The organism is Chryseobacterium echinoideorum, from assembly GCF_007474535.1.
In the GTDB taxonomy this organism is placed as follows: domain Bacteria; phylum Bacteroidota; class Bacteroidia; order Flavobacteriales; family Weeksellaceae; genus Chryseobacterium; species Chryseobacterium echinoideorum.
In genome coordinates, this window is record NZ_VKNW01000001.1 from 215,470 (window position 1) to 227,625 (window position 12,156).

General features: G+C 37.3%; 10 protein-coding genes. 9 read left to right on the forward strand and 1 reads right to left on the reverse strand.

From position 1 onward, the window contains the following. Window positions 1–81: 81 nt before the first annotated feature. The 4 genes from FOL89_RS00910 (at window position 82) to FOL89_RS00925 (ending at window position 6,182) form a co-directional block, all read left to right on the forward strand. Complete coding sequence (locus FOL89_RS00910) at window positions 82–1,536, forward strand: MFS transporter (protein WP_144280969.1); 1,455 nt, start codon at window positions 82–84, stop codon at window positions 1,534–1,536. A 278-nt stretch (window positions 1,537–1,814) separates the two neighbouring features. Further along, window positions 1,815–2,936: an endo-1,4-beta-xylanase gene (locus FOL89_RS00915; protein ID WP_144280970.1), complete on the forward strand. Its 1,122-nt coding sequence runs from the start codon at window positions 1,815–1,817 to the stop codon at window positions 2,934–2,936. Window positions 2,937–3,031: 95 nt separating this feature from the next. After that, window positions 3,032–4,000 carry a glycoside hydrolase family 43 protein gene (locus tag FOL89_RS00920; protein WP_144280971.1) on the forward strand — a complete coding sequence of 323 codons (969 nt, stop codon included), beginning with the start codon at window positions 3,032–3,034 and terminating at the stop codon, window positions 3,998–4,000. 184 nt (window positions 4,001–4,184) lie between these two features. After that, window positions 4,185–6,182 carry an alpha-glucuronidase gene (locus tag FOL89_RS00925; protein WP_394344710.1) on the forward strand — a complete coding sequence of 666 codons (1,998 nt, stop codon included), beginning with the start codon at window positions 4,185–4,187 and terminating at the stop codon, window positions 6,180–6,182. A 54-nt stretch (window positions 6,183–6,236) separates the two neighbouring features. Here FOL89_RS00925 and FOL89_RS00930 read toward each other — a convergent pair whose 3' ends face one another. Next, window positions 6,237–6,830, reverse strand: a complete 594-nt coding sequence (locus FOL89_RS00930) for a hypothetical protein (RefSeq protein ID WP_144280973.1) — start codon at window positions 6,828–6,830, stop codon at window positions 6,237–6,239. Between the two features lie 176 nt (window positions 6,831–7,006). Here FOL89_RS00930 and FOL89_RS00935 point away from each other — a divergent pair, with 176 nt between their 5' ends. From FOL89_RS00935 to FOL89_RS00955, 5 genes are all read left to right on the forward strand, one after another. Then, window positions 7,007–7,879: an AraC family transcriptional regulator gene (locus FOL89_RS00935; RefSeq protein WP_144280974.1), complete on the forward strand. Its 873-nt coding sequence runs from the start codon at window positions 7,007–7,009 to the stop codon at window positions 7,877–7,879. 88 nt (window positions 7,880–7,967) lie between these two features. Next, window positions 7,968–8,621: a fructose-6-phosphate aldolase gene (gene fsa / locus FOL89_RS00940; RefSeq protein ID WP_144280975.1), complete on the forward strand. Its 654-nt coding sequence runs from the start codon at window positions 7,968–7,970 to the stop codon at window positions 8,619–8,621. 3 nt (window positions 8,622–8,624) lie between these two features. Next, window positions 8,625–9,473, forward strand: coding sequence for a transketolase (locus tag FOL89_RS00945; protein ID WP_144280976.1), 849 nt, complete (start codon window positions 8,625–8,627; stop codon window positions 9,471–9,473). Between the two features lie 485 nt (window positions 9,474–9,958). After that, a complete protein-coding gene (locus FOL89_RS00950; RefSeq protein ID WP_144280977.1) occupies window positions 9,959–10,915 on the forward strand; it encodes a transketolase family protein in 957 nt (318 codons plus the stop codon). A gap of 198 nt (window positions 10,916–11,113) precedes the next feature. Beyond that, complete coding sequence (locus FOL89_RS00955) at window positions 11,114–12,124, forward strand: Gfo/Idh/MocA family protein (protein WP_144280978.1); 1,011 nt, start codon at window positions 11,114–11,116, stop codon at window positions 12,122–12,124. Window positions 12,125–12,156: the final 32 nt, after the last annotated feature.

The window sequence follows — 12,156 nt, forward strand, 5'->3', positions numbered from 1 at the left end:
TATTAAACTAAACATAATAAAAGTTAAGACAGGAGATTTTAATCTATGATCTATTTGTCTATCATCTAATATCTAATTTATATGAACAACTCATCTCAAAAAATATCTGTCGTTGAGAAAATCGGCTACAGTTTAGGAGATTTAGCCGCCAATCTGGTTTTCCAGACGTTGGTAACCTATTTGGCTTATTTTTACACCGATATTTACGGATTAAAACCGGAAGATGCCTCCATCATTACACTTGTTGTCGGATTATTGGCTGGTTTTGTTTTTAATCCTTTGATTGGGGCTTTAGCAGACAGAACACGCACGAAATGGGGGAAATTCCGTCCGTGGATTTTATTAACGGCAATTCCGTTGGGTGCAGCGGCACTTTTTGCGTTCAGCACACCCGATTTTTCTTATAAAGGAAAAATGATTTATGCAGCAGTTACTTACTCTGTTTTACTGTTGCTGTATGCCGCCAATAATTTACCTTATGCAGCTTTGAGTGGCGTGATTACAGGCGATATGGGCGAACGTAACAGTATTTCTTCTTACCGTTTTGTAGCTGTAATGTTTGCGCAGTTTTTTGTTCAGGTATTTATGTTGCCGATTATTTTGTCTGCGGGACACGGCGACAAAGCAGCCGGAATCGAGGTGGTAATGACCTGGCTTGCAATTATAGGAACGGTAATGTTGCTCATCACTTTTCTCACGACTAAAGAAAGAGTCATTCCAAAGCCGGAGCAGGAATCTACTTTAGGTGCCGATTTAAAGGATTTAAAGAAAAACAAGCCGTGGATTATTATGTTGTCGGTTACTGCGTTGATTTTCATTACTTTGGCAATGAAAGGCGGTTCATATGTGTATTATTTTAATAATTATGTAGATGAAGCTTCACTTCAGCAATTTATATCACCAATTACTGCATTTTTCAATTCCATCGGAATGAATTTCTTCGGAGAAGACCCTCGTTCAGCAGGTTTCGGATTGTTCAATGCAGGCGGAATCATTATGATGATTATCGGCATTACTTTCTCGAAAAAGTTTGCAGACAAATATGGGAAAAAAGATGCGTTCATCGCTTCTTTGTTTATTTCAACATTATTTGTTTTAGCATTTATATTTTATCCGCCAAAATCAGTCGGATTAATGTTTTTGTCCCAGATTTTACACGGTTTCTTCTACGGAATCGGAACGCCATTACTTTGGGCGATGATTGCCGACGTTGCCGATTATTCTGAATGGAAAAACAACAGACGTGCGACAGCCATTATTTTCTCGGCAATGATGGTCGGTTTGAAAGTTGGATTAAGCATTGGAAGTTCATTAGTTGCATTAATTATCGGAAAATACGGTTATATTTCCTCAGAAGGTGCAGTCAACGTGATACAGCCGGAAACCGTTTCCACAGGTGCCAAAATGCTGGTCAGCGTATTTCCGTCAATCCCGTTCTTTTTAGCGTGCGGATTGCTGATGTTCTACGAAATCAATAAGAAAAAAGAAATCGAAATCGAGCACGACCTTAAAGAAAGAAGAATAGCGAAAGATTAAGGGTATAATAAAAATTTGGGCAGCTTTATCCGTCTTCCACTCCCGCTTTTTTGTTCCGCTTCGCTTCACAAAAAGAGCTCCGTTCAAGCCGGGCTGCGAGATTCAGCATAAAACAAATTTTACCTTTAAAGATAATATTGGCTATGCTTTAGATTTAGGGTTTTAAAAGAAAAACAAAATAACAAAAGCTCCGTAGGAGCAAACTGTTAATAACTAATATCAGACAAGCCATCAAGCCTCGTAGAGGCGACCTGTTAAATAAAGTTTAAAAATTAACAATGAAAAAAATAGTCGCATTATTAGGAATTTTAACTTTGACCGTCTCGTGCAAAACAGCAAGTTCGGCATCCTCAAAAAATTCCCTGAAAGACGCCTACAAAAATAAATTCTACATCGGTACCGCGATGAGTCTTCCACAGATTTACGAGAAGGAGGTAAAATCTGTAGAAATTATTAAAAATCAGTTCAGTTCCATCGTTGCAGAAAACTGTATGAAATCTATGTTTCTTCAACCTGAAGAAGGCAAATTCTTTTTCGATGATGCAGATAAATTCGTAGAATTCGGAGAAAAAAATAAAATGTTCATCATCGGTCACACGTTGATTTGGCATTCCCAATTACCAAAATGGTTTTTCGTAGACAAAGACGGAAAAGACGTTTCTCCGGAAGTCTTAAAACAAAGAATGAAAAGTCACATTACCACCGTTGTCACCAGATACAAAGGTCGTGTCAAAGGTTGGGATGTAGTGAATGAAGCCATTATGGAAGACGGAACATATCGCAAAAGCAAATTTTACGAAATTCTGGGTGAAGAATTTATTCCGCTCGCTTTCCAATATGCGCAGGAAGCTGACCCGAATGCAGAACTCTATTACAACGATTACAACGAATGGTTTCCGGAAAAAGTAAAAACCGTTACCAAAATCGTAAAAGATTTGAAATCCAGAGGAATCAGAATTGATGGGGTAGGAATGCAAACCCACGTAGGATTGGACACTCCGAAAATGGAAGAATACGAAAAAGCAATTATTGATTATGCAGCAGCCGGAGTAAAAATCAATGTTACCGAAATGGAAATCAGCGCTCTGCCTTCACCTTGGGGAACTTCCGCAAACGTTTCCGATAAAGTAGAATATGAAGCAAAAATGAATCCTTACACAGCTGGACTTCCCGAAAACGTAAAAACAGAATGGGAAAGCCGTTATCTGGATTTTTTCAGATTATTCATCAAACATCAGGATAAAATCAGAAGAGTAACTCTGTGGGGAACTACCGATACCCAATCCTGGAAAAATGATTTCCCGGTAAAAGGCAGAACCGATTATCCGTTACTTTTTGACCGGAATTATCAGACAAAACCTGTGGTGGAAAAAATCATTCAGTTAACAAAAGAAAAATAATCATATATCAATTCAACCTTATAGGTTTAAAAAACCTATAAGGTTTGAAAAATCTATCCTCTATAAGTCTATTATCTAAAAATCTAAACTATAAAATGAACAAAGCAAAATACCTTTTCCCTAAAGATTATATGGCAGACCCGTCTGTACACGTTTTTGAAGGCAAGTTGTACATTTACCCTTCACACGACCGTGAAAGCGGCATCGAAGAAAACGACAACGGAGACCATTTTGATATGAATGATTATCACGTTTTCTCTCTTGATAATGTAGAAAATGGCGAAATTACAGACCATGGTGTTGTCCTTTCGGTAAAAGATATTCCTTGGTCGGGAAGGCAATTGTGGGATTGTGATGTGGCATTCAAAAATGGAAAATATTATATGTATTTTCCGTTAAAAGATAAAAATGATATTTTCAGAATCGGTGTTGCGGTAAGCGACAAACCTTACGGTCCGTTCATTCCGGAAAAACATCCGATGATGGGAAGTTACAGCATCGACCCTTGTATTTTTGAAGAGGATGGAAAACATTATATGTATTTTGGCGGAATCTGGGGCGGACAATTGCAGCGATACAGAAACAACAAAGCCTTAGAATCTGCAGTAATTCCAAATGATAACGAACAGGCAATTCCTTCAAAAGTTGTTTTATTGAGCGATGATATGCTGGAGTTTGGAGAAGAGCCTAAAGATGTTCTGATTCTGGATGAAAGCGGAAATCCTTTGCTTCACGGTGACAAGCATCGATTTTTTGAAGCTTCGTGGATGCACAAATACAACGACAAATATTATTTCTCATATTCCACCGGAGACACGCATTTAATATGTTATGCAACAGGAGACAATCCTTATGGTCCATTTACTTTTCAGGGAGAAATTCTGACGCCTGTTGTTGGTTGGACAACCCATCACAGTATTGTTGAATTTAAAGGAAAATGGTATCTGTTCTTCCACGATTCTGTTCCGAGCGAAGGAAAAACCTGGCTCAGAAGTATGAAAGTAATCGAATTGGAATATGACAACGATGGTAAAATTAAAACCATTGAAGGTTTAGAAGAATAATCTATAAAAAGTCCCGAAGGGACGATTTAACGAAGGATAGGATGAAATCCTATTATCAATAGGAACGGGCTTTAGCCCGTTTAAAGATGAAGAGATACAATTTGGCTTTAGCCAAAATTTATTTAAATAAAAATTAAAAGAAAATCTAATGCGCTATTTCCGACTGCATATCCTATTATTTCTAATGATTCCATTAACAATTTTCGCAGAAGACGGAAGTCAGCTTTGGCTTCGATTTCCGGCTAAAAATGGAATTTCAGCAGATAAAATTATTTCCAAAGGAAACAATCCGACTTTGAATATAGCCAAAAAAGAATTAATGAATCATTGGCAAGGTCAGGAAATTGAACTTCGAACCGACAAATCATTAAAAAATCTGAAAGGCGGTTATACCATAAAATCAGTTCAGCATAAACTGGTCATTTCTGCCGAAAAAGAAATCGGATTGTTATACGGAGTTTACCATATCTTGAGACTTCAGCAGACGAAAGCTTCTACAACCAATCTCAACATTACAGAAAAACCTTCTTACGATGTCAGAATCCTTAATCATTGGGATAATCTGGATGGCACGATTGAACGCGGTTATGCCGGACATTCACTTTGGAAATGGGACGAGTTACCAAATACGATTTCGCCGAGATACGAAGAATATGCAAGAGCGAATGCTTCGATTGGAATTAACGCAACTGTTCTCAACAACGTCAATGCTTCACCAAATATGCTCCGCAAAGACTATCTGGAAAAAGTAAAAGCACTTGCAGATATTTTCAGACCTTACGGAATCAAAGTTTATTTATCTGTTAATTTTTCATCACCCAAAGTTTTAGGTGGATTAGAAAATTCTGATCCTTTAAATAAAGAGGTTCAGAAATGGTGGAAAGATAAAGCATCAGAAATTTATAAATTAATTCCTGACTTTGGAGGTTTTTTGGTGAAGGCCAATTCCGAAGGACAACCTGGTCCACAGGATTACGGAAGAACACACGCTGATGGCGCTAATATGATGGCTGACGTTTTGAAACCTTACGGTGGGATCGTGATGTGGAGAGCGTTTGTGTACAGTCCGAGCAAAGAAGACCGAGCAAAACAGGCTTATCTGGAATTTGTGCCACTTGATGGAAAATTCAGGGATAATGTCATTATTCAGATTAAAAACGGACCTGTTGATTTTCAGCCTCGTGAAGCGTTTAATCCACTTTTCGGAGCTTTGAAAAAAACGCCGGAAATGATTGAATTTCAAATTACTCAGGAATATTTGGGTTTCTCAAATCATTTAGTTTTTCTCGCACTTTTGTTTAAAGAAACTTTAGACAGCGACACATATTCTGAAGGAAAAGGTTCTACTATTGCCAAAATTACGGACGGAACTTTAAGACATGCAAAATTAACTGCCATTTCTGCTGTTGCAAACATTGGAGAAGATAAAAACTGGACGGGTCATCATTTTGCACAAGCCAATTGGTATGCTTTCGGACGTTTAGCTTGGAGCCACAATTTGACTTCGGAACAGATTGCCGACGAATGGATAAAAATGACCTTCACTGACAATGAAAAATTCCTTACTCCTGTAAAAGAAATGATGCTTACTTCAAGAGAAACTGCCGTAGATTATATGATGCCGCTTGGTTTGCACCATATTTTCGCAGGTGGACATCATTACGGTCCGGAACCGTGGGGAGATTACAAAGGCGGAAGACCAGACTGGTCACCTGTGTATTATCATCAGGCTAATGCAGAGGGAATCGGTTTTGACAGAACCAAAACGGGAAGCAATGCTGTTTCACAATATTTTTCTCCACTCAACGACATCTACGGAAATATTAAAACAACTCCCGAAAACCTAATTCTATGGTTCCATCACGTTCCTTGGGATTATCAGATGAAAGATGGAAAAACATTGTGGGATGAATTGTGTTATAAATATGATACAGGCGTAAAAAATGTCCGTGACTATCAAAAAGTTTGGGATAAAATGCAGCCTTATGTTGATGAGCAAAGATTTAAAGATGTTCAATCTAAATTTAAAATTCAGGCAAAAGATGCTGTTTGGTGGAAGGATGCTTGTCTGTTGTATTTCCAGACGTTTTCAAAAATGCCGATTCCTTATGATATCGAAAGACCTGTTCACGAGTTGGAAGATTTGAAAAAGATTAAACTCAATATGGGGCACCACAACTAAAAAAAAGCAGCTCTTTCGAAAAGGAAGAGCCGCTTTTAATCAGTATGAATCTAATTACCTAAGAGCAATAATTTTACTGAATATATTACCGTTTTTCTCAACCGCAATGATATAACTTGGAGAAGTTTTAGGATCAAGTTTGAAAGTTAAACTAAGCTTGCTATCTTTTGCAAATTTAGTTTCATTGTAATATACATTATCAGAAAAATCCTGAACAGAAACGTTTACAGAGCCCTCCATATCTTCCATATTCAGTTTTACAATATTGTTATTGATCGTAAATTCCGGTTTGATGATTTCGCTTACAGGAGTTTTTTCGACCACCATATCTTTATTTTGGATACTGATTTTATATTTTTCAATTTTATAATCAGATTCTGCAACCAGATAATAAGTTCCGTCTGTTAAAGTCTCAAGATTATATGATTTCGAAATAAAATTTTGATCTCCTATTTCCTCAGAATAGATTTCTCCTTGATTATCATTGTATACAAACAGAGAGATATTTTGCGCATTGTTTACTTCAAAACTAAGGGTTTTAGAATTTACCTTTCCGAATGATACAGAAAAGTCTCTGTCTTTACTCATTACATCTGCTGAATTTAAAAGAAACAAAACAAATAGACTGATTTTTAATAAATTATTCATAATAAAAGTGTTTTAGATTACTAATATTGATACTGCAAATGTATAGCGTTTCCCTGTTAGATTTTAGAATGCAATTTTCATATTTATGTTCTATATTAACCTTAGTTGTATGTTAATTAAATATGAACAGTTAATTTTGTAAATGTTATTTTGTAACTTTGATTGATAATTAAATTATGAAACATCACAGTCCTGCATTTGAAGCCATCAATCCTAATATAGGGAGCAGTTTTACGAGTCTTAAGTTTCAGAGAAATGAGAATATAAAATCCCACGTTTGGCATTATCATCCTGAGATTGAATTGATTTTTGTAAAAGGAGGTTCCGGCAAAAGGCAGATAGGAAGTAATATTTCTTACTTTACGGAAGGTGATCTGGTGTTGATTGGCAGTAATTTACCACATTGTGGTTTAACCAATGAAAATACCAATAACGATTATGAAATGGTGATTCAGTTTAAGCCTGATTTTCTGGGTGAAAAGATTTGGGAAAATCCTGAAATGAAAAAAATTCACGCCATGTTGGAAAAATCTAAAAGCGGAATGGTCTTTGGCGACGATGTGAAAAAAGTAATGAGAAAAAAGATTTCCCAGATGCATCAGTCAGAATCCTTAGAAAAACTGTTGAAGTTTTTTGAAATTCTTCACGAACTTTCTGTCACAGATGATTACAGAATTCTCAACGCCGGAAAATATTACCTGCAGACTCAGGTTGAGGATAACGAAAGGATCAATCATATCTTCAATTATGTAAAAGATCATTTTAAAGAGCAGATTACGTTGGACGAAATTGCCGATTTGGCGAATATGAAAGTGCCTTCTTTCTGCCGGTATTTCAAAAAAATCACCAATAAAACCTTCACTCAATTTGTCAATGAATATCGTATTACACATTCACTGAAATTGCTTGCAGAAAAACCTTTGAGCATTACAGATGTTTGTTTTGAAAGCGGTTTTAATAATTTTAGCTATTTCAACAAAACCTTTAAGGAATTTATCAAGAAAAGTCCTTCTCAGTATAGAAAAGAGTTTAATTATGTGATGGAATGATATTTTTCTTAAAAATAAATTAAACTAAAATTGTTTATTTCATCAGTTAAGTGTATTTTTAACACTTAAAAGAATTAAACTACATTTTATGAAATTTTTTATTGATACTGCCAACTTAGAGCAGATAAAAGAAGCCAACGACCTCGGAATTCTGGATGGCGTTACAACCAATCCATCTTTGATGGCAAAAGAAGGAATCAGCGGAACAGAAGCTATTTTGCAACATTACAAAGACATTTGCGAAATTGTTGACGGCGATATTTCAGCAGAAGTCCTTTCCACGACTTATGAAGAAATGATTGCAGAAGGCGAAATTCTTGCCGCAATTCATCCAAACATCGTTGTGAAAATTCCGATGATAAAAGACGGTGTAAAAGCTCTCAAATATTTTTCTAACAAAGGAATCAAAACCAACTGTACCCTTATTTTCTCTCCTGGACAGGCACTTGTAGCCGCAAAAGCCGGAGCAACGTATGTTTCTCCATTTTTAGGAAGATTGGATGATATTTCGACAGACAGTTTGAATTTGATTCAGGAAATCAGAACCATTTTCGATAATTATGGTTACGAAACGGAGATTCTTGCCGCTTCCGTTCGTCATTCAATGCACATCATCAACTGCGCAAAAATCGGCGCCGATGTCGTGACTTGCCCGATTCAGGCAATACTTTCGTTGTTGAAACATCCGTTGACAGATTCAGGTTTAGAGCAGTTCGTAAAAGATTCACAAAAAATGCAATAATTTATGCAGCACGATATTTCAAAACTCAAAAATATTGCTTCGCAGGTAAGAAGGGATATTGTAAGAATGGTTCATGCTTGTCAATCCGGTCATCCCGGCGGTTCGCTGGGTTGCACAGACTTTCTGGTCGCTCTTTATTTTGATGCGATGAAAAGAAAAGAAGGATTTGATATGAAGGGTAAAGATGAAGACGTTTTTTACCTGTCCAACGGTCATATTTCGCCTGTTTTTTATAGTGTTTTGGCGCACGCAGGCTATTTCGATAAAAGCGAATTGGCAACTTTCAGAAAACTGAATTCAAGATTACAGGGACATCCAACAACGCACGAGCATCTTCCTGGCGTTCGTATTGCTTCCGGTTCTCTAGGACAAGGTTTGTCGGTGGCAATCGGTCACGCAGTCGGTAAAAAGCTGGACAAAGATGAAAATCTCGTTTTCACACTTCATGGCGATGGCGAATTGCAGGAAGGGCAGAACTGGGAAGCCATAATGTATGCCTCTCACAACAAAGTTGATAATCTGATTGCAACCATAGATTACAACGGTCAGCAGATTGACGGTCCGACTTCCAAAGTCCTTTCTTTGGGTAATCTTAAAACCAAATTCGAAGCCTTCGACTGGAAAGTTCTGGAAGTAGAAAACGGAAACGATATGCAGGAAATTCTGAACGTTCTGGACGAAGCAAAATCATTGACCGGAAAAGGACAGCCGATTTGTATTCTCCTGAAAACCGGGATGGGTCATGGTGTCGATTATATGATGGGAAGTCACGCGTGGCACGGAAAAGCACCTAACGATGAGCAACTGGCAAAAGCTTTAGACCAGTTGGAAGAAACTTTGGGCGATTATTAATTTATGATTTATTTGGGCAGCTTTATCCGTCTTCCGTTCCCGCTTTTTTGCAAATTTGCCAATCCTTTTTCCAGCATCGAAATTTGCAAAAAGAGCTCCACTCAAGCCGGGCTGCGAGAAATCGAGGAACGAGATTCATCGATTCAAAATAAAAATAATAAAGTGGAGATAGATTCGCCGTTCCAATCAATCAACGAACAAAACATTCAAGAGAAAAAGTTTTCGGGAAGAACAATGGAATTTATTGTGATGTTAAATTACAGGTCGCTCCTACGGAGCTTGATGCTCTAAACTTAATTTTGCTATTAACAGTTCGCCACGCTGTGGCTCAATCTAAATACGTTTTAGAATAATAAATGCTCCGTAGGAGCGAACTGATAATAGATCAAAATAATTTGGCATCGCAAAACCTCGTAGAGGTGACCTGTAAAGCTTTTAGTATTCAAAAAAAAATATTTTGTAAAACCATCAACAAATTAAATCAAATGAAAAAATATACCTACACAGAAAAAAAAGATACCCGAAGCGGTTTCGGAGCCGGTCTTGCAGAACTGGCAGACAAAAATCCTGATGTCGTAGCACTTTGCGCCGACCTTATAGGTTCCCTGAAAATGGAAAAATTCATCGAAAAAGCACCGGAACGTTTTTTCCAGATTGGAATTGCAGAAGCCAATATGATAGGAATTGCGGCTGGTTTAGCCATCGAAGGAAAAATTCCTTTCACAGGAACTTTCGCCAACTTTTCGACAGGAAGAGTGTATGACCAGATTCGTCAGTCGGTTGCCTATTCTGATAAAAATGTAAAAATCTGTGCTTCTCACGCCGGATTGACTTTAGGTGAAGATGGTGCAACACACCAGATTCTGGAAGACATCGGATTAATGAAAATGCTTCCCGGAATGACAGTCATCAACACTTGCGACTACAATCAGACCAAAGCAGCAACGATTGCCATTGCAGATTATGAAGGTCCGGTCTATCTGCGTTTCGGAAGACCTGTTATGCCTGTTTTTACCGATGAAAATCAAACATTTGAAATCGGAAAAGCCTGGATGGTCAATGAAGGAAAAGATGTAACGATCATTGCAACGGGACATTTGGTTTGGGAAGCGATAAAAGCTGGCGAAATTCTCGAAGAACAAGGAATTGATGCGGAAATTATCAATATTCACACGATTAAACCTTTGGATGCTGAAGCAATTTTAAAATCAGTGAAGAAAACGGGTTGCGTGGTAACTGCGGAAGAACACAACCGATTAGGCGGATTGGGCGACAGCGTTGCACAGCTTCTGATTACAGAATATCTTGCACCTCAGGAATATGTTGCGGTAAACGACAGTTTTGGAGAAAGCGGAACACCTGACCAACTGATGGAAAAATACGGATTGACCGCCAATGACATTGTTGAAGCCGCAAAAAAAGTAATGAAAAGAAAATCATAAAGTCTGTAATATTCTATTGCTAAAAATGCGGTTATTTTAAATCACAATATACACAAGGTTTCTCACGAAGGTCACAAGTTTTGTGCTCATTGTGAATCTCTTTGTGTTCTTAGTGGTTAAATTAATACGGTTTTAAAACGACATCAGATACTCACAAAAGATAAAAACAATTTGGATTTAAGCTAACTGAAAATCAATATGAAAAAAATACGTTGGGGAATTCTTGGAACAGGAACAATTGCACATAAGTTTGCAGCAGACCTAAAGTTTGTGGAAAATGCCGAACTGGTCGCAGTCGGTTCCCGTTCATTGGAAAATGCTAAAAGTTTTGCCAAAGAATTTGACCTTCCATTAAGTTTTGGAAGCTATGAAGAACTTGCAAAATGTATTGATGTTGACATCGTTTATATTGCAACACCCAATAATCTCCATTATCCAAATACATTACTCTGTCTGAATAATGCTAAAGCCGTTCTCTGTGAAAAACCATTTGCGCTGAATGAAAAACAGGCTTCAGAAATGATAGAGTTAGCACGTCAGAAAAATTTATTTCTGATGGATGCTTTGTGGACGAAATTTCTTCCTCATTATCAAAAAATGATAGAAATCGTCAAAAGCGGAAGTTTAGGAGACATCAAAGTTGTTTTGGCAAATTTTGGTTTTAAAGCCAACGCAGAACCAAATTCACGTCTGTTCAATCCGGAATTAGGTGGCGGTTCGTTGATGGATATCGGGATTTACAATATCTTTACAACGCTGGATATTTTAGGAAAACCAGATGAAATTAATGTTAACGTCAATTCCACAGAACAGGGAATTGATGAGCAATGTGCGGTTGTTTTTAAATACAATAACGGAGCAATGGCAAGTCTTTTTTCTTCAATTTCAGCGAATTTAGGAACTGAAGTCGAAATTTGCGGAACGCTTGGCCGATTAAAATTAACATCACCATTTTACGATTCAACTTCTTGTTTAGAATATTACACAGATGGAAAAAAAACGCTCATCGAAACTGAAAAAGAAGAAGGTCTTGGTTATCAATACGAAGCCCGTCACGCCACGAATTGTCTTATGAATGGAATAAAAGAAAGTGAAATTGTTCCGCACTCCGACAGTATTTTGCTGATGCAGACTTTAGACAGAATCAGGAGTCTTTCCGGAATAGTTTTTCCGACTGAGCAGGACAGTAACTTAAACAGAAAAGCGTAACTTTAATCACTATTAACTTTAAACCTTATAAA

Coding starts and splice junctions, on each gene's coding strand:
- FOL89_RS00910 (WP_144280969.1), top strand. CDS start 82: ATGAACAACTCATCTCAAAAAATATCTGTCGTTGAGAAAATCGGCTAC.
- FOL89_RS00915 (WP_144280970.1), top strand. CDS start 1,815: ATGAAAAAAATAGTCGCATTATTAGGAATTTTAACTTTGACCGTCTCG.
- FOL89_RS00920 (WP_144280971.1), top strand. CDS start 3,032: ATGAACAAAGCAAAATACCTTTTCCCTAAAGATTATATGGCAGACCCG.
- FOL89_RS00925 (WP_394344710.1), top strand. CDS start 4,185: ATGATTCCATTAACAATTTTCGCAGAAGACGGAAGTCAGCTTTGGCTT.
- FOL89_RS00930 (WP_144280973.1), bottom strand. CDS start 6,830: ATGAATAATTTATTAAAAATCAGTCTATTTGTTTTGTTTCTTTTAAAT.
- FOL89_RS00935 (WP_144280974.1), top strand. CDS start 7,007: ATGAAACATCACAGTCCTGCATTTGAAGCCATCAATCCTAATATAGGG.
- fsa (WP_144280975.1), top strand. CDS start 7,968: ATGAAATTTTTTATTGATACTGCCAACTTAGAGCAGATAAAAGAAGCC.
- FOL89_RS00945 (WP_144280976.1), top strand. CDS start 8,625: ATGCAGCACGATATTTCAAAACTCAAAAATATTGCTTCGCAGGTAAGA.
- FOL89_RS00950 (WP_144280977.1), top strand. CDS start 9,959: ATGAAAAAATATACCTACACAGAAAAAAAAGATACCCGAAGCGGTTTC.
- FOL89_RS00955 (WP_144280978.1), top strand. CDS start 11,114: ATGAAAAAAATACGTTGGGGAATTCTTGGAACAGGAACAATTGCACAT.